General features: G+C 53.7%; 22 protein-coding genes and 1 tRNA gene. 7 read left to right on the forward strand and 16 right to left on the reverse strand.

The features are described from left to right. Positions 1–58: 58 nt before the first annotated feature. The 14 genes from SYN_RS00855 to SYN_RS14900 all read right to left on the reverse strand — a co-directional run bounded on the left by SYN_RS00855 (position 59) and on the right by SYN_RS14900 (position 12,057). Positions 59–610 carry an LptE family protein gene (locus tag SYN_RS00855; protein WP_148202440.1) on the reverse strand — a complete coding sequence of 184 codons (552 nt, stop codon included), beginning with the start codon at positions 608–610 and terminating at the stop codon, positions 59–61. Positions 611–686: 76 nt separating this feature from the next. Beyond that, a complete protein-coding gene (gene leuS / locus SYN_RS00860; RefSeq protein WP_011416093.1) occupies positions 687–3,275 on the reverse strand; it encodes a leucine--tRNA ligase in 2,589 nt (862 codons plus the stop codon). Between the two features lie 278 nt (positions 3,276–3,553). Further along, a complete protein-coding gene (nusB, locus tag SYN_RS00865; protein WP_041584565.1) occupies positions 3,554–4,006 on the reverse strand; it encodes a transcription antitermination factor NusB in 453 nt (150 codons plus the stop codon). A gap of 96 nt (positions 4,007–4,102) precedes the next feature. Continuing rightward, a complete protein-coding gene (gene ribE / locus SYN_RS00870; protein WP_011416095.1) occupies positions 4,103–4,567 on the reverse strand; it encodes a 6,7-dimethyl-8-ribityllumazine synthase in 465 nt (154 codons plus the stop codon). 202 nt (positions 4,568–4,769) lie between these two features. Then, positions 4,770–5,972, reverse strand: coding sequence for a bifunctional 3,4-dihydroxy-2-butanone-4-phosphate synthase/GTP cyclohydrolase II (locus SYN_RS00875; RefSeq protein ID WP_041584566.1), 1,203 nt, complete (start codon positions 5,970–5,972; stop codon positions 4,770–4,772). A 52-nt stretch (positions 5,973–6,024) separates the two neighbouring features. After that, a complete protein-coding gene (locus SYN_RS00880) occupies positions 6,025–6,672 on the reverse strand; it encodes a riboflavin synthase (protein ID WP_011416097.1) in 648 nt (215 codons plus the stop codon). Between the two features lie 11 nt (positions 6,673–6,683). Next, positions 6,684–7,163: a transcriptional regulator NrdR gene (nrdR, locus tag SYN_RS00885; RefSeq protein WP_011416098.1), complete on the reverse strand. Its 480-nt coding sequence runs from the start codon at positions 7,161–7,163 to the stop codon at positions 6,684–6,686. Continuing rightward, positions 7,160–7,612 carry a deoxycytidylate deaminase gene (locus tag SYN_RS00890; protein ID WP_011416099.1) on the reverse strand — a complete coding sequence of 151 codons (453 nt, stop codon included), beginning with the start codon at positions 7,610–7,612 and terminating at the stop codon, positions 7,160–7,162. Before SYN_RS00890 ends, nrdR begins: the two co-directional genes overlap by 4 nt. Beyond that, complete coding sequence (gene glyA / locus SYN_RS00895) at positions 7,609–8,862, reverse strand: serine hydroxymethyltransferase (protein ID WP_011416100.1); 1,254 nt, start codon at positions 8,860–8,862, stop codon at positions 7,609–7,611. Before glyA ends, SYN_RS00890 begins: the two co-directional genes overlap by 4 nt. A gap of 112 nt (positions 8,863–8,974) precedes the next feature. Further along, positions 8,975–9,433, reverse strand: a complete 459-nt coding sequence (gene rpiB, locus SYN_RS00900; protein ID WP_011416101.1) for a ribose 5-phosphate isomerase B — start codon at positions 9,431–9,433, stop codon at positions 8,975–8,977. Positions 9,434–9,438: 5 nt separating this feature from the next. Further along, positions 9,439–10,680 carry a beta-ketoacyl-ACP synthase II gene (gene fabF, locus SYN_RS00905; RefSeq protein ID WP_041584567.1) on the reverse strand — a complete coding sequence of 414 codons (1,242 nt, stop codon included), beginning with the start codon at positions 10,678–10,680 and terminating at the stop codon, positions 9,439–9,441. 97 nt (positions 10,681–10,777) lie between these two features. Next, on the reverse strand, positions 10,778–11,020 hold the full coding sequence (gene acpP, locus SYN_RS00910) for an acyl carrier protein (protein WP_011416103.1): 243 nt from the start codon (positions 11,018–11,020) through the stop codon (positions 10,778–10,780). 188 nt (positions 11,021–11,208) lie between these two features. Beyond that, the gene (gene rpmF, locus SYN_RS00915) at positions 11,209–11,394 is read right to left on the reverse strand and encodes a 50S ribosomal protein L32 (RefSeq protein ID WP_011416104.1); all 186 of its coding nucleotides are present in this window, start codon (positions 11,392–11,394) and stop codon (positions 11,209–11,211) included. Between the two features lie 126 nt (positions 11,395–11,520). Beyond that, positions 11,521–12,057, reverse strand: a complete 537-nt coding sequence (locus SYN_RS14900; protein WP_011416105.1) for a DUF177 domain-containing protein — start codon at positions 12,055–12,057, stop codon at positions 11,521–11,523. Positions 12,058–12,257: 200 nt separating this feature from the next. On the opposite strand from SYN_RS14900, the gene gltX reads away from it, so the two are divergent. The 3 genes from gltX to SYN_RS15610 all read left to right on the forward strand — a co-directional run bounded on the left by gltX (position 12,258) and on the right by SYN_RS15610 (position 15,147). Further along, a complete protein-coding gene (gene gltX / locus SYN_RS00925) occupies positions 12,258–13,676 on the forward strand; it encodes a glutamate--tRNA ligase (protein ID WP_011416106.1) in 1,419 nt (472 codons plus the stop codon). Between the two features lie 54 nt (positions 13,677–13,730). Then, positions 13,731–13,805: transfer RNA gene (locus SYN_RS00930), tRNA-Glu, on the forward strand. 466 nt (positions 13,806–14,271) lie between these two features. After that, positions 14,272–15,147: a ferritin family protein gene (locus SYN_RS15610; RefSeq protein ID WP_011416108.1), complete on the forward strand. Its 876-nt coding sequence runs from the start codon at positions 14,272–14,274 to the stop codon at positions 15,145–15,147. A 188-nt stretch (positions 15,148–15,335) separates the two neighbouring features. Here SYN_RS15610 and SYN_RS00945 read toward each other — a convergent pair whose 3' ends face one another. Then, positions 15,336–15,800: a hypothetical protein gene (locus SYN_RS00945; RefSeq protein WP_148202441.1), complete on the reverse strand. Its 465-nt coding sequence runs from the start codon at positions 15,798–15,800 to the stop codon at positions 15,336–15,338. 213 nt (positions 15,801–16,013) lie between these two features. Continuing rightward, positions 16,014–16,685 (reverse strand): OmpA family protein, encoded by a 672-nt coding sequence (locus tag SYN_RS00950; RefSeq protein ID WP_011416110.1) that lies wholly within the window; start codon positions 16,683–16,685, stop codon positions 16,014–16,016. A 674-nt stretch (positions 16,686–17,359) separates the two neighbouring features. Between SYN_RS00950 and bioA the strand changes: the two genes are divergently transcribed. From bioA to SYN_RS00975, 4 genes are all read left to right on the forward strand, one after another. Beyond that, positions 17,360–18,730, forward strand: coding sequence for an adenosylmethionine--8-amino-7-oxononanoate transaminase (bioA, locus tag SYN_RS00960; RefSeq protein ID WP_011416112.1), 1,371 nt, complete (start codon positions 17,360–17,362; stop codon positions 18,728–18,730). A 5-nt stretch (positions 18,731–18,735) separates the two neighbouring features. Next, positions 18,736–19,101: a hypothetical protein gene (locus tag SYN_RS00965; protein WP_011416113.1), complete on the forward strand. Its 366-nt coding sequence runs from the start codon at positions 18,736–18,738 to the stop codon at positions 19,099–19,101. 134 nt (positions 19,102–19,235) lie between these two features. Further along, positions 19,236–19,604, forward strand: coding sequence for a phosphopantetheine-binding protein (locus tag SYN_RS00970; protein WP_011416114.1), 369 nt, complete (start codon positions 19,236–19,238; stop codon positions 19,602–19,604). Between the two features lie 4 nt (positions 19,605–19,608). Beyond that, positions 19,609–20,241, forward strand: a complete 633-nt coding sequence (locus SYN_RS00975; RefSeq protein WP_041584568.1) for a nitroreductase family protein — start codon at positions 19,609–19,611, stop codon at positions 20,239–20,241. The last annotated feature ends 4 nt before the right edge of the window (positions 20,242–20,245 follow it).

Raw genomic sequence — 20,245 nt, forward strand, 5'->3', positions numbered from 1 at the left:
TCAGGAACGCCCTTCTTCAGGCTCTGTTTCGATGAAGGGCGTATTAAAGCCACACCTGTCAGAAGCCGGAGAGCATCAGGCTGTACGCTCTTTCCGCAGCATCACCGGCAAGCTTCGCAATGGCGCTTTGCCGTTCGGTTTCCGTAGCCGTCAGACTTCCGCTCGCCACGGGATAATCCCCATAATAGCTGAAGTTTTGATTCTGCCAGAGAATCTTTTTCGATACCCGCTCCTCAAGCGTGACTTCCATAACAACGGTCACCCTTTCTTCCGCGGCGAGATCCGTCGTCTGATAGGAAAGATGGGTGGTGTTAAGGCGTTGAATGCTTCCCCGGATAATGGCATCAGCTTCTTCGCGGCGGCCGGCAAGCTGAAAACGGCTGCTTCGTAGTACCTGATCGATGAAGGCGTTGCGGAAAAGGCTTTCCAGGCCGGCCTGGCTGGTTCTGTTGGCAAAGGTATCGACAAAGACCTTCTGAATGCGGGGATCGATGTTATCCTCACCACCGACAAAATGATAACCACACCCTGAAACAACCCAGAGCAAAATCAGACCGAGCAGAGTCCAACCCAGCCGACGGTCACTCTTATCATAATCCAAATTTTTCATTTCTTCTTCTCTTCCCGTCAATGGTCAGCGGGATCCTGAAACCCGATTCCGTTCGGCCATTCTCCGTAATATTTCCTCAACCCTTCACGACAATATTCACCAGCTTTTTCGGTACGTAGACCTGCTTGATCACGGATTTTCCCTCAAGGAACCGGGATACCTTCTCATCACCCATCGCCAGCGCCTTGATTTTATCTTCAGCTTCATCTGCTGCCACGATGACCCGGCTCCGCACTTTGCCGTTCACCTGAATGACGATGGTCATTTCGTCTTCAGCGGCGACGGTGGGATCATAAACCGGCAGAGGTGTGTCAGCCAGGCAGGTTCCTTGATGTCCCAGCATCTGCCAGAGTTCCTCGGTGAGATGGGGTACAATCGGCGCCAGCAGCAGGATAATCGCTTCGATCGTCTCCCGGATCACGGCCAGGGCCGTCCGGTCTTCCCGGGGCGGTCGGGGCAGACCGTACAGGGTGTTGACCAGTTCCATGATGGCGCTGATGGCCGTATTGAAATGGAAACGCTCGCCCATATCATCCCGGACCTTCCTGATTGTCTGGTGGGTCTTGCGCCGCAGGCTCTTCAGTTCGCCTTCCAGTTCCCCGTCGCCCGCAAAGGGGGCAATTCCCTGAAGATCATCCAGATAATCCACGACAATGCGCCAGGTCCGGCCGATAAAACGGAACGATCCCTCCACCCCCTGATCGCTCCACTCCAGGTCTTTCTCCGGCGGCGCGGCGAAAAGACAGAACATCCGGGCTGTATCCGCTCCGTACTGCCGGACCAGATAATCGGGGTCGACCACATTCTTTAGGGATTTGGACATTTTCTCCGTCTTGCCGACGATCACTTCGGCCAGGCAGTGGATGCATCGACCTTCACGGACTTCTTCCGGGTAGAGATAGCCGTGATCGGGGCAGCGGGTCGTTTCTTTGCAGACCATGCCCTGAGTCAACAGATTCGTAAAGGGTTCATCGACCCCCACCAGACCGAAGTCCCGGAGCATCCTGGTGTAAAAGCGGGCGTAGAGGAGGTGAAGGATGGCATGTTCGATCCCGCCGATGTACTGATCCACGGGCATCCAGTAATCCACCTGCTGTCTGTTCAGGCCGGGCTTTTCTGCGAAATGGGGGCAGCAGTAACGTTCGAAATACCAGGAGGATTCCACAAAGGTGTCCATCGTATCGCTTTCCCGCTTCGCGGGGCCGCCGCAAGAAGGGCAGGTCGTGTTCAGAAATTCGGGGTGTTTCGCGAGGGGTGATCCGCCTTCTCCCGAAAAATCGACATCCCGAGGCAGCACAACGGGAAGCTCGGCCTCCGGAACCGGCACCGTACCGCATTTAGGACACATGATCATGGGGATCGGCGCTCCCCAGTAACGCTGCCGGGAGATGCCCCAGTCCCGCAGCCGGTATTGTATCGTTCGTTTGCCCCGTCCCAGGGCGATCAGATGATCGGCGATCGCGTCCAGGGCTTTGAGATTTTCCATTCCATTAAAGGGTCCGGAATTGACCAGGATGCCTTCCTCCACATAGGCCTCCGTCATGGTTTCCGGATCAAGGGTCTTGTCCGGCGGCGAAATGACCACCACCTTGCGGAGACCGAATTTTTCGGCAAATTCGAAGTCCCGCTGGTCATGAGTCGGAACGGCCATCACGCAGCCGGTGCCGTAATCCGCGAGAACAAAATTGGTCGCAAAGATCGGCATCTCCCAGCCGGTCAGTGGATTGAGGCAGTAACAGTCGAGGAACAGCCCCTGCTTTTCATAATAATCCGATGTCCGCATGAGCTTGTCCTGTTTCTTGACTTCTTCGGCGAAGGTCCTGGCATCCTTTTCAACAGGTTTCCCCTTGATCAGTTCCATGACCAGGGGATGTTCGGCGGCAATCAGCATGAAGGTTGCACCGAACAGGGTATCCTGACGGGTGGTAAACACCTTGATGTCGCCGTTGCCGTCCGCCATGGGGAACGAGACCTCACAGCCGTAACTCTTGCCGATCCAGTTCCGCTGCATGGTCAGCACCCGCTCCGGCCATCCCGTCAACCGGTCGCACCCCGCCAGGAGTTCATCGATGTAGGCGGTGATGCGGAAAAACCACTGATCGAGGATTTTTTCCACCACTTCGGAACCGCATCGCCAGCATAGTCCGGCTTCCACCTGCTCGTTGGCCAGAACGGTCTGACACCTGGGACACCAGTTCACGCTGGAAGTCTTTTTGTAGGCTAGCCCTTTTTCGTACATCCAGAGGAAGAAAAGCTGTTCCCAGCGGTAGTATACCGGTTCGCAGGTCGAGACCTCGCGGTCCCAGTCGTAGCTGAAGCCCATTCGCTTGAGCTGCTTTCTCATGTGAGTGATATTTTCATTCGTCCAGAGAGAAGGGTGGATGCCCCGTTCAATGGCCGCATTTTCCGCCGGCATGCCGAAGGAGTCCCAACCCATGGGGTGCAGGACGTTGTACCCTTCCATTCGCTTGTAGCGGGCAACGACATCGCCGATTGTATAGTTTCTCACGTGGCCGATATGAATCTTGCCGGAGGGATAAGGAAACATTTCCAGAAGATAGTATTTTTTCTTTGAAGGATCTTCCGTCACCTTGAAAGTATTTTTTTCTTCCCAGTATCGCTGCCACTTCTCTTCAATTTCCTGAGGCACATATTTTCTGTTCATAGGGCACTCCCGTATTAAAGTCGGCAAGTTCTTTAACATAATAAGATAATGCATTCAACACGGAAACCGTCTGTTTCTTTGTCTTTACTTAATTTGGTTCAGTTGAGGGTAAGACAAATGCCTGCTGGGAATATTTCTTTTCAGTGAAAGGAGTATTCCTTTCCACGGGAAAAATTGGTGAAGGGAGGGAATGAGGAGCGTTTCAGTCGGTTAAAGTAACGTGAAGAAGGACGATTGATGGCCGGCAACGGCAGAACATAACCGCCGCCGATGCTTCGCTATTCCGATCTTTCCGGCGGAGGGGCGATTTCCTGCTCGTCATTTTTTTTATGGATTTTTGCATACAGGGCATCAAGGATTCCATTGATAAATGAACCGGAATTTTCTGAGCCATACACCTTGCCCAGGTCAATGGCTTCATTCATCGTCACCTTGGGTGGGATGTCCTCACAGAAACAGAGTTCAAAAACCGCCATGCGCAGGATGCTCTTATCGACTTTGGACATCCGGGCGATGGACCAGTTTGCGGAACAGCCGCCGATCAGAGAATCGATCTGATCCCGATGTTTCCATGCCCCTTCTATCAGAAGGGACGAAAATGGTCTCGCGTCCATCGGCGCCTCGTAATGAGCCCAGTACAGTTCAATAGCCTCCCCGGCCTCCATTTCCACAACTTCCAGACTGTAAAGAACCTGCAGGGCAATTTCTCTCGCTATTCTTCTCTGACGCATGAAATCCTCTAACTTATGACAGACACGAGACACCTGTGTTCCGTGTACATCCGGAGGGCGGAATCTCAGCGATAATTTCCCTGTTCAACATCCAAATCATATCTGTCTGAGCAGATCAACCATTTCAATGGCTGTCATCGCGGCGTCCCACCCTTTATTGCCGGCTTTGGTACCCGCCCGTTCAATGGCCTGCTCAATGGTGTCCGTCGTCAGAACGCCGAAGGCGATGGGAACCCCCGTATCCAGACTGGCATTGGCGATTCCCTTGGAAACCTCGGCGCTGACATATTCAAAATGCGGAGTCGCACCCCGGATGACCGCCCCGAGGCAGATGACGGCTTCAAAGCGCTGGCTTACAGCAAGCTTTTTAGCCACCAGCGGCAGTTCAAAGGCCCCGGGCACCCGGTAAACCTGAATATCCTTCCCCTCCGCTCCAGAGCGCGTCAGAGCATCCAGAGCGCCGTCCAGAAGCCGGCTGCAGATAAAATCATTGAAACGGCTGACGGCAATGCCAAATTTCATTCCTTTTGCGATTAAACGCCCCTCTGTCACTGTCGGCATATCACCCTCACTTTATTTCTCGATTCTTCAGACCCCTCCAGGGAGTTTTATTCCGGTTCCATATCGAAGCGCGCTTCACGCCGGCTCCGTTATCGACTTCTCGATGCAGGCAACGTAAGGCAGAATCGCTTCTGTCCGGCCGACCTGTCGTCATCTTTATTCCGGAATCGGAATTCTTCATCCGGCTGTTCTTGCCCGGACTCTATATTTCCAGAATGTGTCCCATTTTCTTCTTTTTCGTGGTCAGGTAACGGATATTTTTCTCCGTAGGGGGGATTTCAATCGGCACCCGTTCCGTAACCGTGATCCCGTATCCCTCCAGACCGACGATTTTTTTGGGATTGTTGGTCATCAGGCGCATCTTCCGGATTCCAAGATCCACAAGAATCTGGGCGCCGATGCCGTAATCTCTCAAGTCCGGTTTGAATCCCAGGGCGATGTTTGCCTCAACCGTATCCTGCCCATGTTCCTGCAGTTCATAGGCCCGGATTTTGTTGATCAGACCGATGCCGCGGCCTTCCTGATGCATGTAAACGATGACGCCTTTCCCTTCCTTCTCGATCATCTCCATGGCGGTATGGAGCTGGTCGCCGCAGTCGCAGCGTTCGGAGCCGAAGACATCCCCCGTCATGCATTCGGAGTGGACCCTCACCAGGACTTCATCTTCCGGTGAGATGTCTCCCTTGACGAGGGCCAGGTGCTGAAGTTTGTCCACATCGTTTTCATAGACGATCAGTTTGAAATCCCCTCCGTAGCGGGTCGGAATGGTCGCCGTCGCCGCCCGGCGGATCAGGGATTCGTGCTTCATCCGGAATTCAATAAGATCGGCAATGGTCGCGATCTTCAAACCGTGCTGCTCAGCGAAGATCTCCAGATCGGGCATCCGCGCCATCGTCCCGTCATCCTTCATGATTTCACAGATCACTCCGGCAGGCTTCAAACCCGAAAGCCTTGCCAGATCGACGGACCCTTCGGTCTGACCCGTTCTGACCAGGACGCCGCCCTTCTTGGCCACAATGGGGAAAACATGTCCGGGGCTGACCAGATCCTCCGGCTTGACGTCATCCGAAACCGCCGCCTGGATGGTCGTTGCCCGATCCGCCGCGGAGATTCCTGTGGTTACTCCACATCGGGCTTCAATGGAAACGGTGAAGGCCGTCCCGAAACGGGATTGGTTGTCCTGCACCATCATCGGCAGGTTCAGCTTCTCCGCCTGTTCTTCGTTCAGCGTCAGGCAGATCAGTCCTCTTCCGTATTTCGCCATGAAATTGATGGCATCCGGCGAAACAAACTGTGCCGCCATGCAGAGGTCTCCCTCATTTTCCCGGTCCTCATCGTCGACCAGGATAATCATTTTGCCATTTCGAATATCTTCAATGGCCTCTTCAATCGTACACAAACCCATAACTCTTCTCCTATACAGGGACAGCGCCATTTTTTTCGGCACTTCCCGGGGGTTACTTCATAAACCCTTGTTTCATCAATAACTCCATGCTTACGCCGCTTTCCTTTTTCTGCTCGGGATTTAACAGTCGATCCACGTATTTGCCCAGGATATCGGTTTCGATATTGACCCAGTCGCCCTTTTTTTTAAATCCCAGGGTTGTTCTTTCGGCAGTATGGGAAATCATATTAACATAAAACACGTTTTCTTCACAGCGATTCACAGTCAGGCTGACGCCGTCGACGGCAACAGACCCCTTGGAGACTATATAGCGGCTTAGCTCTGGTTCCACCTCAATTCTGAAAATGATGGAGCCGGATTTGACGGATCTCTCTACAATCTTTCCCAGGCCGTCGACATGACCGAGAACAATATGCCCTCCCATAAAATCCGTCAGGCGCAGGGATTTTTCCAGATTGACCCGCTGCCCCGGTTGAAGAAAACCAAGATCCGTCCGGGAAAGCGTCTCCGCGGAAACATCCGCGGTAAAGCTCCGGCGGGAATAGCTCGTCGCGGTCAGGCAGGCGCCGTTTACGGCGATGCTGTCCCCGATGCGGACATCTTCAAGATTCATGTCCGTTTCAATTTCGAGCAGGGCGTCTTCTCCCCGTCGGGACAGACGGAGTACCGTTCCTATACCCTGCACAAGGCCGGTGAACATTTCCTGGACTCCTATGGTTCTTTCTCTTTTTTTAAATCATGTAACTGCTTGAATTCTTTTAGCTCTTCAAGAAAATCATTGACGTCGCGAAACTGCCGGTAAACAGAGGCAAACCGGACATAGGCCACGCCATCCAGTTCTTTGAGGAGCTTCATGATCTTTTCGCCGATCATGGAAGAGCGAATTTCTTCTCCTGAATAATCCTGACAGAAACGTTCCACTTCCGTAACCAGTGACTCGATCGTTTCCGTGCTGATGGGACGCTTCTCACAGGCCTTCCTGATGCCCATCCGGATTTTGTTGCGGTCAAAGGGTTCTCTCCGGCCATCCTTCTTGACCACAGTCGGCAGCATTTCTTCAATATACTCGTATGTTGTAAAGCGCCGTCCACAGGCCAGGCACTCTCGCCTTCGCCGGATGGCATTGCCGTCGCGGCTGACCCGGGAATCCATGACTTTATTTTCCACGCCGCCACAGAAAGGACACTTCATAGAGTCGTCACCCTGATGCCCGCTTCACCTAGAATTTCGCAGGCAAGTTCGTCGCAGTAACCATCGCGGACGACAACAGAATCAATCCCGGCATTGATGATCATCTTTGCGCAGATCACACAGGGTTGATTGGTGCAGTAAAGCGTTGCGCCGGCAATCCCGACGCCGTGAAGGGCCGCCTGAATGATGGCGTTCTGTTCGGCATGCAGCCCCCGACAAAGTTCATGCCGCTCCCCTGAAGGGACTTGGAGCTGATCCCGAAGACAGCCGATATCCAGACAATGGCGCAAACCGGACGGAGCGCCGTTGTACCCTGTCGATAAAATCCTCCGCTCTCTTACCAGCACGGCGCCGACATTTCTTCTCAGGCAGGTGGAACGCCTGGCAACCAGGGCGGCTATATCCAGAAAGTATACGTCCCATTCCGGCCTTGAATTCCGTTCCGTCATGCGCTCGCGATCCGCTCGGCATAAAGGGGGAAATTTTGACAGAGCCGGCCGACCTCCTCTTTGACAGCCATCAGATGTTTTTCGTTGTCCCGATGTTCGAGAACCTCGGCAATCAGGCGGGCTATCGTCCGCATTTCTTCTTCCTTCATTCCCCGGCTGGTCAGGGCGGGCGTGCCGATCCGGATTCCGCTGGTCACCATGGGACCCCGGGTGTCGAAGGGGATGCCGTTCTTGTTGACAGTTATTCCCGCCGAATCCAGCGATTCCTGCGCTTCCTTTCCTGTCAGACCCTTGTCGGTCAAATCCATAAGAAGAAGATGGTTGTCCGTCCCCCCGGAAACGAGGCGATATCCCCGGCCGATCAGCTCTTTGGCCAGCGCCTGGGCGTTCTTCACGATCTGGCTCTGGTAATCCTTGAATTCATCCGTAAGGGCTTCCTTGAAGGCCACCGCTTTGGCGGCGATGATATGCATCAGTGGACCGCCCTGAACACCGGGAAAGACCCGGCTGCTGAGCGTTTTCTGGTAGGACGCCTGGCACATGACCAAGCCCCCGCGGGGGCCACGGAGGGTTTTATGGGTCGTCGAGGTGACGTATTCGCAGACGGGGACAGGAGAGGGGTGCAGACCCGTCGCCACCAGACCGGCGATGTGTGCGATGTCGGCCATGACGAGAGCGCCGACTTTATCCGCAATGGCCCGGAACTTCTCGAAATCGATGGTCCGGGGATAGGCGCTGGCGCCGACGACGATCATCCTGGGTTTGTGCTGCAGGGCGAGGTCTTCCACTTGGTTGTAATCGATCGTTTCCGTTTCCCGGTCTACGCCGTAAGGGACCACATTGTAGAACTTGCCGGAGAAGTTGGCCGGACTGCCGTGAGACAAGTGCCCGCCATGAGCGAGATTCATCCCCAGGATGGTATCCCCCACGGAAAGGGCGGAAAAATAAACCGCCATGTTGGCCTGGGTGCCCGAGTGAGGCTGGACGTTGACGTAATCCGCGCCGAACAGCGCCTTGCACCGTTCGATCGCCAGATTTTCCGCGATGTCGACATATTCACAGCCGCCATAGTATCGTTTTCCGGGATATCCTTCCGCGTACTTGTTGGTCATGATGCATCCCTGGGCTTCGAGAACAGCCTCGCTGACAAAGTTTTCCGACGCGATGAGTTCCAGTTTTCCCGCCTGCCTCCGGGTTTCAAGACGGATGGCCTCGGCTATTTCAGGATCGGTTTTCATTAAAGCTGACATGAGTGCTGTATCCTCTTTCGTATAATTTCATTTTTCTTTCCGGGATGATTTTTCGCAAGGCTTACTTCCTCCCGGAAGGAGAATGTGTTGATCTCGTTTCATCCTCTTGCTGTCAGGCTTTGCCCTTCTCATTTTCCAGAGCCCGAATTTTATCCAGGCGTCCCCGGTGGCGTCCTCCTTCAAAGGGAGTTTCCAGCCAGACGTCGACAATCTGCCGGGCTGTTTCCGGAAGAGTCCGTCTGCCGGCAAGTATGAGGATGTTGGTATCGTTATGCAGACGGCTCAAACGCGCCGTCTCTGTGTCCAGGCAGACGGCTGCGCGGATTCCGTCGAACTTGTTGGCGACGATGGCCATACCCACTCCTGAGCCGCATACAAGGATGCCCCGTGAGAAGACACCGGCCGAGACCGCCCCGGCAACCTTTTCCCCGAAATCAGGATAATCGACGGCTTCTTCGCTGTCCGTCCCGATATCCGACACAACCCAGCCCTTTTCCTCAAGAAAGGATTTGACGGTTTCCTTCAGTTGAAATCCGGCGTGGTCTGCACCGATAATGATCTTTTGTTCCATGATGCCTACTCGAAGAATTTTTTTAAAAGAATCGAGGCGTTGACGCCGCCGAAACCGAAGGTGTTGGACATGGCGATCTGAATGTCGCGCCGCCGCGCCGAATGAGGGACATAATCGAGATCACAGGCGGGGTCGGGCTGATCGAGATTAATGGTGGGAGGCAGAATTCCGGTCTCGAGCGCCTTTGCCGTAAAAATCGCTTCGACACCCCCCGTTGCACCGAGGAGGTGACCGGTCATGGATTTCGTCGAGCTGACGGCAAGTCGGCTGCTGTGTTCTCCGAAAACGGACTTGATCGCCTCCGTTTCATATTGGTCGTTCAGTGGCGTGGAGGTGCCATGGGCGTTGATATAGTCGACGTCGGAGGGAGTCATGCCGGCATCACGGAGAGCCGCATGCATGCATCGGGCAGCCCCTTCATGTCCGGGAGGAGGGACGGCCAGATGAAAGGCGTCGCTCGTCGCTCCATACCCAAGAACTTCCGCGTAGATGCGTGCCCCCCGCTTTCTGGCGGAGTCCAGCTCTTCAAGGATCAGGATACCGCACCCCTCGCTGAGGACAAACCCGTCACGGCAAAGATCGAAAGGGCGACTGGCCTTCTGCGGCTCGTCGTTTCGCTGTGAAATGGCATGCATGGCATTGAAACCGGCAACAGCCATGGGGCTGATCGCGGCATCGGCGCCGCCGGCAAAAACCACGTCGGCATAGTCGAAAGCAATGAGCCGGAAAGCCTCTCCCACGGCGGTTGTCCCTGAAGCGCAGGCCGTCACGGGACAGTTGACGGGTCCTCTGGCCCCGAAGCGAATGGATACTTGACCTGCCCCCAGATTGGGCAGCACGGAAGGAATAGTAAAAGGCGAAACCCTGCGGGGACCGTTGCGTGAAAGGATTTCTTTTTCTTTTTCGAGAGTTGTCAGACCGCCGATTGCCGAACCGATCACCACGCCCGTTCGGGTCGCCCGGGGCTCGTCAAGGACCAGTCCGGAATCGGCCACAGCCATTTCCGCCGATGCCAGGCAATAGATAATGAAAGGATCGAGTCGGCGCACTTCTTTTTTACTGACATACACGAGAGGGTCAAAATTCTTGAGCTCTCCGGCAATGCGCGTTTCAAAATCCGCTGCATCAAATTTCGTGATCGGTCCGATACCCGAGCGGCCCGCACAGAGGGCTGACCACGTATCCATGACGGAGTTTCCAAGGGGCGTCACCGCTCCCATCCCGGTTATGACAACTCTCCTTCTCAATGGTTGTCTCACTCTCAAAATATTTCCTGCAGTTTGAGCATCGGCAAATCACACTTCAAACACCTGAAAGAGCGAATTTCCGGTTTCCTGAGCGATCCTAATCCCAAGTCACATTACGAACTTTCAGATAATCAATCACATCCTGAATCTTGCGGATTTTCTTGAGATCTTCGGTGGAAATCTCCACATCGAAGGTGTCTTCCATTTCCAGCAGCAGTTCCGCCAGATCAAGAGAATCCGCTCCGAGATCATTGATGAAGGATGCCTCCGGTACACATTCCTCGGCTGTGACTTCCAGTTGGTCGACAATGATTTCTATGATTTTTTCTTCCAGCGTCACCTGTTCTTCCTCCCAGCGATGTTGCCGACAATTCCATGCTTCTATGCGCGGTGGTATTACAAGACATCCTTCTTTACGTCAACCGGTTAAGATATGGTTACATATCGGTTGGAACCTCGAAGGAAAAAAGCGTCCTGTAAAGCCGAACCGGTTTCTATCACAAGCCCGTTTTTTCCAGAAAAAACGATTCAGGCAAGATTTTCCACTTTGATCACGGTCCGGCCTTTGTAGGTCCCGCAGTAGGGGCAGACCCGGTGAGGCAGCTTGAATTTACCGCACTGGGGACAGGCTGAAGCCTGGACAGGAGTGAGAAAATCGTGCGCCCTTCTCATATTTCTTCTCGTTCTGGAATGTCTTTTTACTGGATTTGGCATGATGATTCCTCTTTCTTTTATATTTCCATAAAATTATAACTATTGCTCAATTTCTCTGCTTTTTCAAGATTTTCCACAGGCCGGCTCCGTAAGAATTTTTCCCAATTGTTTCTTCTGAGTCAGTCTTTATGAGGGTGATTCCTTGCGGATCTTGAGATTTTTCAAAACGGCGAACCGTTCATCTCCCCGCTCCTTCGGGCAGCCGCAGTCTCCCGTGTTCAGATTCGCACCGCATTGAGGACACAGTCCCCTGCAGGCTTCGCTGCACAGCACCCTCATGGGAATCTGAAGCATGATCTGTTCATAGACCAGAGGAGAAAGATCGACGACTTCCCCCTGATAGAAGCCGAAATCCAGATCTTCCGTGCGCAGTTCCACTTTATCCTTTATATTTTCCCTGACCGGCATCAAGGTATAGCGGAAATCGAAGCGCACAGGCAGTCGAACGGTCTCAAGACAGCGGCAGCACACGGTCTCCACAACGGAATCGATCTTTCCTGCGATAAAAACCGTTTCCCCCGTGCGGTAAACATGGCAGGAGACAACCGTCTGCAGGAGACTCAGGGAGTCTTCCCCGGAGAGATAATCCCGAAACCAGTCCCCCTGAAGATCAAAGTGGAGGTCGACACCTGCCTCCGGCACCATCAGGACATTGATTTTCAAAATACACCCTAACTTATTAAATCATAAGGCTTTTAATCGGAGACCCTATCTGTAACCCAGTGAATCTCTTATATAAAGGCGTGAATTAAATTATAAATACATGCTGTTGTCAAGCACAATTTGCTTGAAAACCGTCTTGACAAACCAGAAAAGCTGGACCTATAAAGGGGCACGATTAAAGTCTGTCAGGAAAGGTTATAATGCAGAAATTAAAAGAGATTCGCACCCGTTTTGCCCCTTCGCCGACCGGTTATCTTCACATCGGCGGCGCCCGCACGGCCCTGTTCAGCTGGCTCTATGCCCGGCATCATCAGGGAAAGTTCGTTTTAAGAATTGAAGACACGGATCAGCTCCGTTCCACGGAAGAATCAACGCGGGCGATCCTGGATGCCATGACCTGGCTGGGATTGAACTGGGATGAAGGCCCCGTTTTCCAGGCGGAACGCGTCGATATCCACCGGGCCATGATTCGGAAGCTGGTTGATGAGGATAAGGCCTATTACTGCACCTGCACCCCGGATGAGCTGGAAGAAAAACGGAAAAGAGCCCTGGCGGAAGGCCGCAAGCCCAAATACGACGGAACCTGCCGTGAGAAGAAACTCCCTCCCTCCCCCGGAACGGTGGTGCGGTTCCGTTGCCCGCAAACAGGAATCACGGTCGTCGATGACCTGATCAAGGGGAAAATCTCCTTTAACAACGAAGAACTTGACGATCTGATCATTCAGCGCAGCGACGGCTATCCGACTTACAATTTCGCCGTGGTCGTCGATGACGCCCAGATGGGAATATCCCATGTGATCCGGGGCGACGACCATGTCAACAACACTCCCCGGCAGATCCTTCTCTACCAGGCCCTGGGGTACGATATTCCGCACTTCGGCCATGTGCCTATGATCCTGGGCGCCGACAAGGCCCGCCTCAGCAAGCGTCATGGAGCAACCTCCGTAATGGCTTATAAGGACATGGGATACCTTCCGGAGGCCCTGGTGAACTATCTGGTCCGCCTGGGCTGGTCGCACGGGGATCAGGAAATCTTTTCCCTGGACGAACTCATCGCCCTGTTTGGACTGGAAAGTATAGGCAAATCCGCAGCCGTCTTCAATCCGGAGAAGCTGCTCTGGTTGAATCAGCATTACATCAAAACCTATCCGGAAGACAGACTGCTGGAGGTTCTGCAGCCTTTCTGGAAGCAACTGGGCATTGAAGCTCCTGATCCTGACTATGGCCGGAGCATCGTTCGGGATCTCCGGGCCAGGGCCAAGACGCTGGTCGACATGGCGGAGTCAAGCACCTTTTATTTCAACGATGAGCCGGCCATTGATGCTGATGCCGCAAAAAAATTTCTCACTCCGGAAATCGCCGGTCATCTCGAAGCCATCGCGGAAGCACTGGCGACTCTTGGGGATTACTCCAAAGAAGGAATTGAAATCTTTCTCCGCAGCCTGGTCGAGGCGAGAGCCATCAAACTCAAGACGATTGCCCAGCCGCTCCGCATCGCTCTGACCGGAAAAACCGTCAGTCCCGGTCTGGACGACATCATGCTGACCCTGGGAAAGGAGCGGGTGATTGCGCGCATTCAGCGCACGGTAGCGTATATCAGAAGTGGAATGGCATCCTGAAATCTTTTGCCTTGACTTTTTCGTCTCAGTTGAATAAATAACTCCCCTTCAAGTGGTCCCATCGTCTAGTGGTTAGGACGCTGGCCTCTCACGCCGGAAGCCGGGGTTCAACTCCCCGTGGGACTACCATTAGTCATTAAAGGGCCGCAAACAATAGCCCCGATCATTCCACAACGGACAAAATACAGGCACAAAACCCTCTTCGGAGTCAACCTCTCTTGAGGAGGGTTCTTGCGTGCCATAATTATCTCGGAACCCAATCGCCTGAAGCGGTTTTCTAAGTCCTTCCTCCCCGGCTTTCCTTTTTTCCACAAGCCTCGCCGGCTTATGGACAGTGTTTTTGAATACCCCATAGTTTCCACTTTTTTTATCATTGAAAAAAAGGTAAAAAATAGAGAAAGTCAAAACCACCCAGAAAGAACAATCGTCATGTCATGCCAGCTGATATGGAATCCATCCCGTGCCCTTGAATTCTCAGCCTGATTGACTCCGGATGCCCATACGGGGAGGAGAATGACAGACACCGTAACATCGCTGTTTCCATGCCGTCGAGGTTAACCGGGTCATATCTTAAATCTTCTCACAGGAGGTAAAAATGGAGTTGAAGGGAAGCAGGACCGAAGACGTTTTACGGAAAGCATTGAATGCGGAATTGCGTCAGAGTTTCGAATATCGCTACTTTGCCGGAATGGCGCGGCAGGCGGGTCTTCAGCAGGTTGCGGAGATTTTTGAGGCTACCGCAGCCAATGAACTGGAGCATGCCCGCCATGAATATGAATTTCTCGGAGGTGCAGGGAATTCGCTGGAAAATGTCCGGCAGGCCGTCAGCAATGAACACGATCAGGTTCTTAAATTCTACCCGCAGGCTGCGGAAACGGCCGAGCAGGAGGGGTTTACAGAGATTGCTGAATTCTTCCGACGGATTGTCGATGTCGAGGAAAAGCACGAGAAGAATTTTCAGGAACTGCTGCATGGGATAGAAAAGGAGACTGAATTCGAAGGCCGAACCGTGGGACATTCCTCTGTGGAGATGGCGCAGTTGATGCTGCCGGAGCAGGCTAACCCGGCTGGATTCGTGCATGGCGGGGAATTGATGAAGATGATGGATAATGCGGCCGGGGTGGTGGCCGCCCGGCATGCGCATTCCAATGTCGTTACCGCCCGGGTGGAGGACATTGTCTTTCAGAGTCCGGTTCGCGTCGGCAGCGTGGTTTTCGTGAAAGCCAGACTCGTGTTTGCCAGCCGCTCCTCCATGGTCATCCGGGTCGACCTGGAGATGGAACATATCAGCCTGGAAAAGGGCCATGACGGCCAGGAACATAGAGTCCCCGCGATGACGGCAAATTTCGTGATGGTGGCCGTGGATGAACAGGGAAAGGCCAGTGCCGTTCCAAAACTGATCCTGCTTACGGAAGAAGAGGAAAGGCTCTTCGCCGCCGCAGAGGAGGGCTATAAAGCAAGAAAGAAATAGGCTATGCCGAAAAAAAGCAGGCGAATCCCGCATCTGTCAGTCTGTCAAGGGCCAGGGCCGAAGTCCCACGACAGGAATCCGGCTTTCCTCTGAAATAGAGTTACAGAAGGGTATCTAATGGGCGCCTGAAAATCATTATGGATAAGGTAAAGTGAAGGATGACTGCCGGACTTGGTTTTTCCGGGAGATCAGGAATCATGATAAGTGTCGAGAGGAGGAGTATAAACGGCGACCGTCTTTTCCCCTGTGATCTTTACGGTCGTCACGGCATTCAGGACTGAAAAACAATTGCCGATTTTTTCTCCGCGATTATCCAGGATATCGAAGCCATGGAGATTCATTCTGCGAAATGCGGCTTTGTTCAGCATGTTCTGCACCAACTCTTTCATATTCCCTGGAGAGAACTCCATTGGCTTCCACAGACCCAGATCCAGATTCCAGGTTTTTTCGATACCGATGATGGCGTTGGGATAATTTTCAGAACCGCTGATGTAATAAACCAGGTTGCCGTCCACTTCGTAGCGTTCGTAGGCCTCGGTCACTTTCTGGCTGGGCCGGATCTTTCCATAGGGCGCATCGGCTGTACGCCAGAGGATGATTATAATCAATGCGACAAGAATAATTCCAATGGCTGTTAACAATTGTGTATTCATTTGCGGATCTTTCAGAGTTTTTTTTCTGTTCCACTCTAATGCGTCATGAGAAGCTGCATTCAGAAAAGAACCTGCCGCGGTGTCCTCGAGCGGGGATCTGCAGCGGGACGCATGTTTGACTGCAGAATTTAAAGAAAACGCCAAGTCATCCTCTTAATTGACTGACTTGGCGTTTCTTCATCCGGTTCGGGAACTGCGACAGGAATTGACAGGCTACTGGGTTTGCGCCTGTGTCTGGGGCGCGATTTTGATCTCCACTCTCCTGTTCTTCTGTCGTCCCGCCTCTGTATCGTTCGTCGCTATGGGCATCGTTTCTCCATAACCGACCACTTCGATGCGGCTATCCGCTACACCGCGCTGGACCAGCAGCGTTTTGACGGCATTGGCCCGCCGCGTAGAAAGATCCATGTTGTAGGCATCGGAGCCGACGCTGTCCGTATGACCTTCCACTCGAATGAGGGTTTCCGGGTATTGAGTCATCACACCTGCAACCCGGTTGATTTCAGAATAGAGGCCCGGTCTCACTTCCGCCGAGTTGGTATCGAAGGTTACGTCACCTTTGAACGTCACTGCCAGGAGATTGCCTTCCCTGGAAACGGCAGCCGCGTCTGAGGTTGCCAGCACATTTCTCATGTCTCTTTCCTGGTTATCCATCATTTTACCGACGGCAGCGCCCCCGGCCCCCCCAACGGCCGCGCCGATGGCCGCGCCGATCAGAGTTCCCGATGTACTGCGACCGATGACCTGTCCGATCAGTGCTCCCGCTGCCGCACCGCCTGCCGCTCCGTAAAGACCGCCTTTGGTCGTTTTCGTCTGAGTTTGAGGAGCCGCGCAACCTGCCAGGAACAATAGGCACAGCAAAACAGAAATTCGTTTCATGCTCATTTTTCTTCCCCCTTGTGAAAATGATTTTTTGTGCTTCTATTACTGAAAATCAAATTATCTTCTGCGTGTTTCAAAGACGTTCACGCAGCCTGCTGGCAAGGACGTCTTTCCGTAAACCGGCGATTTCCCTGATCATGAAGGTCATGATCTTTCCCAGAGATATTGTATTTTCACTTGGGAAGTATAAACAGAGCTATCCGTTCCGTCAATACGATTTTATCTTCCGGGCCTTTAAGCAAATGACTTTAAAGGCTTATTCAGGAAGCAACGTTTCCCTTCCACCCTGTGGACGGGATCTTGATACGCAGGAAGATCTATAGGCGTTTCAGCTGCGGAGCTTTTCCACGTTCTTTACCTGTTTCCGGACGTTGAATTTTTAAGTCGGTTTCAATCTGATGAACTGAAACGCTGAACGGCGGAGCCTGTTCACAGACGATTTTTTCCGGCGTTGTTTATTTGCTCCATTGAGTCGCAGCCTTCCCGGAGACCGGTTCTTCTTTTCCGACCCTTTCTTATTTTAATTGTCAACCAGACCAAAAAACAAGGTTGACAAACGGTCCCCCGTCCACTATACAGCTTCCGTTTTACCCCACCATAGTAAAGGGCTGAGGCCGGGCGATTCTCACGAAGGCGCGCAAATCTGAAACTTTGGAAAAAGATTGGAGAAAAGGGCAATGAACGGACAGGAAGAAAAAAAAAGGCAATTGGTCGCCGACGGTCTGAAATCCATCTGGTTTCCCTTCACCCAGATGCAGGAGTTTACCCCGGATGATGTACTGATCATCGCCGAGGGGAAAGGAGTTTTCCTTCGTGATGTGGACGGCAGGGATTACATCGATGGGGTTTCGTCTCTCTGGACCAATGTTCACGGCCATCGGAAGGAACAGATTGACCGGGCCATTCGGGAGCAACTGAATCGGGTCGCCCATTCCACCCTGCTCGGCTTGGCCCATGAACCCGCCATTGTCTGTGCGCGGAAACTGCTGGAGATCGTGCCGAAAGGGCTGACCCGGGTCTTTTACTCGGAAAGCGGCTCCACCGCTGTGGAAATCGCCTTGAAGATGGCCTTTCAGTATCAGCAGCAGGCAGCCGGAGGCGATCCCCGCAAAATCCGTTTCATGTCCCTGACCAACGCTTACCACGGCGATACCCTGGGTTCGGTCAGTGCGGGCGGGATCGACCTGTTTCATGCCACCTACCGGGAACTTCTTTTTCCGACGGTCAAGGCCGCAGCGCCGTATTGCTACCGATGTCCATTCGGAGCTTCCTATCCAGGCTGCCGGTTTGACTGCCTGAGTCAGCTGGAAAACCTGCTGGCAGCTCACGCCCATGAACTGGCGGCCCTGATTATCGAACCCCTCGTTCAGGGGGCGGCTGGCATTCTGGTTCAGCCTCCCGGGTATCTGAAACGGGTTCGGGAGCTCTGCACGCGTTACGGGGTGCTGATGATTGCCGATGAAGTGGCGGTAGGCTTCGGTAAGACAGGCAGGATGTTTGCCTGTGAACACGAAGACGTTGCCCCGGACATTCTGGCCCTGGGCAAGGGGCTGTCCGGAGGATATCTGCCCCTTGCGGCTACTGTGGCGACAGAAGAAATCTATAAGGGGTTTCTTGCCCGCTTCGACGAGTTCAAGACCTTTTTCCACGGCCATACCTACACGGGGAATCCCCTGGCCTGCGCCGCCGCCATAGCGAATCTGGACGTCTTTGCCGAAGAGCGGGTCATCGAGGGATCAGGCGAAAAAATTGAACGGCTGACCCAGGGGCTGACGCCGATTGCTTCCTTGAATCATGTGGGGGAGGTCCGTCAGCGGGGATTCATGGTCGGGATCGAACTCGTGGCGGACAGGGAGACTAAGGCGCTGTATCCTCCAGCCGAACGAATCGGGCATAAAGTCATCCTGGAGGCGCGGAAACGGGGGCTGATTATCCGCCCGCTGGGAGATGTGATTGTCCTTATGCCGCCTTTGTGCATCACGACAGAAGAAATCGATCGCCTTTGCGAAATCACGTATGAGTCCATCCGGGCCGTTGCGGGGGAATAGGGAAAATGCCGAAATCGCCGGACCGGGGGAAGGGGGAAGTCCCCGAGAAATCGGAAGATTCCGTTATCGTTTTCTCCGGGGTCTTTTATTTCGATCCCGCTGATCCGATCTATGCCGATCATTTTCCCGGCTGCCCCGTCGTGCCGGGCAGCCTGATTATTTCCGCCTTTCTGAAAGCCGTTCAGGCCGCCGGAGCCGGGATAAGGCCCGGGAGAATTCGGGATTTCAAATTTCGAACCTTTCTCCCCCCGGGCGAATATGAATTCCGCATGGAAAATCGGGGAAATCACCTGCAATGCCGGCTCTTCCAGCCGGGGACCGACGGCCGTCAACCCCTGGTGACGGGCACGATCCTTTCCGCGTGTACCTGACCCCTTGCATTCGAAGGGGCAACAGGGAGGCAGGCAGGACGCGAATCAGTCGGATGATGCGGTGTCTGGGAAAAGATGACCAGGCCGTCGGCACAGTAACCCCAGTTAAGGAAATTGGATAAGAAAGGAGTTTCATGGACCTGTTGACCGAAATTTCAGCGATTCTCGTTGAAACCCTTGATCTGGAAGAGAAGGAAATAACCGGAGAATCGCGACTCCGGAAAGATCTGGACATCGAATCGATCGATATGCTGGAACTGGCCCTTTCCTTCAGTTCCCGGTTCGGGATTGAAGTGGAAGAGGACGAGATCTTTCTCCAGAAGGTTCCCCTCCTGATCGCCGAGGCCGAACAGGAAGGCCGGGAGGCTGCCGCCGTTCTCGCTGACCGTTTTCCCTTCCTCGCCGGTGAAAGAATCCGCGAAATCCTTTCCGGAGGGCAGGCCGATCCGAAAGTTCAGGATCTCGTCGACTACATCGCCTGGCGGCTTTCGAGGGCATCCTGACCCCGTGTCGGCGCTGGATTCCCTGATATACGGCCGGCGGAGCATCCGGAAATACAAGCGGGAAGTGCCCCCGCCGGGAATGATCGATTCGATGGTTTGCTGCGCCCTGCAGGCGCCTTCCCCCGCCAACCGCCAGCCTGTCCGTTTCTTCCGTTTCTGCCGTCCCGAAACTCTGGAAACACTGAAAATTGCCATGGAAGAGGGCTGCCAAGCCCGGCTTGCCGCCGCGGAAGAAAAAGGGGCGTCGGAGATCCTGAAGAATATCATCGTCAATTATCACCGGTTTCTGCTGTTCATGTTCGATGCGCCACTGCTCTTTGCCGTGGGCACCGTCCCCGCGCAGCGGAGCGTCGCCGAAAGGCTCGCTTCGTCGGGAATTACGGCGCGGCGCGGACGAACTGCTTCGGACGACGATCTCAGCGTGGGGATGGCTGTGATGGAATGGATGCTCAAGGGGGAGGAACTGGGTCTTGGCTCATGCATCCTGACCGCTCCACTTCTCTACCTGGATCGCCCGGAAGAAATCCTGGGCATCTCGCCGGTGACGATCAAATGCTTCCTGACGCTGGGGTTTCCCGATGAAACGCCTGCTCCCCGCAAGAAAAAGAGCGTTTCCGATATCTATCGGGAACTGTGAAAGG

Source organism: Syntrophus aciditrophicus SB (assembly GCF_000013405.1).
GTDB classification, from domain to species: domain Bacteria; phylum Desulfobacterota; class Syntrophia; order Syntrophales; family Syntrophaceae; genus Syntrophus; species Syntrophus aciditrophicus.

Bases quoted from the DNA above. Each gene is read 5' to 3' on its own strand.
- SYN_RS00945 (WP_148202441.1), bottom strand. From the start codon at position 15,800: ATGAATACACAATTGTTAACAGCCATTGGAATTATTCTTGTCGCATTG.
- gltX (WP_011416106.1), top strand. From the start codon at position 12,258: ATGCAGAAATTAAAAGAGATTCGCACCCGTTTTGCCCCTTCGCCGACC.
- rpiB (WP_011416101.1), bottom strand. From the start codon at position 9,433: ATGGAACAAAAGATCATTATCGGTGCAGACCACGCCGGATTTCAACTG.
- rpmF (WP_011416104.1), bottom strand. From the start codon at position 11,394: ATGCCAAATCCAGTAAAAAGACATTCCAGAACGAGAAGAAATATGAGA.
- SYN_RS00965 (WP_011416113.1), top strand. From the start codon at position 18,736: ATGCCGAAATCGCCGGACCGGGGGAAGGGGGAAGTCCCCGAGAAATCG.
- ribE (WP_011416095.1), bottom strand. From the start codon at position 4,567: ATGCCGACAGTGACAGAGGGGCGTTTAATCGCAAAAGGAATGAAATTT.
- SYN_RS00855 (WP_148202440.1), bottom strand. From the start codon at position 610: ATGAAAAATTTGGATTATGATAAGAGTGACCGTCGGCTGGGTTGGACT.
- nrdR (WP_011416098.1), bottom strand. From the start codon at position 7,163: ATGAAGTGTCCTTTCTGTGGCGGCGTGGAAAATAAAGTCATGGATTCC.
- SYN_RS00970 (WP_011416114.1), top strand. From the start codon at position 19,236: ATGGACCTGTTGACCGAAATTTCAGCGATTCTCGTTGAAACCCTTGAT.
- leuS (WP_011416093.1), bottom strand. From the start codon at position 3,275: ATGAACAGAAAATATGTGCCTCAGGAAATTGAAGAGAAGTGGCAGCGA.
- SYN_RS00875 (WP_041584566.1), bottom strand. From the start codon at position 5,972: ATGGGTTTGTGTACGATTGAAGAGGCCATTGAAGATATTCGAAATGGC.
- bioA (WP_011416112.1), top strand. From the start codon at position 17,360: ATGAACGGACAGGAAGAAAAAAAAAGGCAATTGGTCGCCGACGGTCTG.
- SYN_RS15610 (WP_011416108.1), top strand. From the start codon at position 14,272: ATGGAGTTGAAGGGAAGCAGGACCGAAGACGTTTTACGGAAAGCATTG.
- nusB (WP_041584565.1), bottom strand. From the start codon at position 4,006: ATGCGTCAGAGAAGAATAGCGAGAGAAATTGCCCTGCAGGTTCTTTAC.
- SYN_RS00950 (WP_011416110.1), bottom strand. From the start codon at position 16,685: ATGAGCATGAAACGAATTTCTGTTTTGCTGTGCCTATTGTTCCTGGCA.
- SYN_RS00890 (WP_011416099.1), bottom strand. From the start codon at position 7,612: ATGACGGAACGGAATTCAAGGCCGGAATGGGACGTATACTTTCTGGAT.
- glyA (WP_011416100.1), bottom strand. From the start codon at position 8,862: ATGTCAGCTTTAATGAAAACCGATCCTGAAATAGCCGAGGCCATCCGT.
- SYN_RS00880 (WP_011416097.1), bottom strand. From the start codon at position 6,672: ATGTTCACCGGCCTTGTGCAGGGTATAGGAACGGTACTCCGTCTGTCC.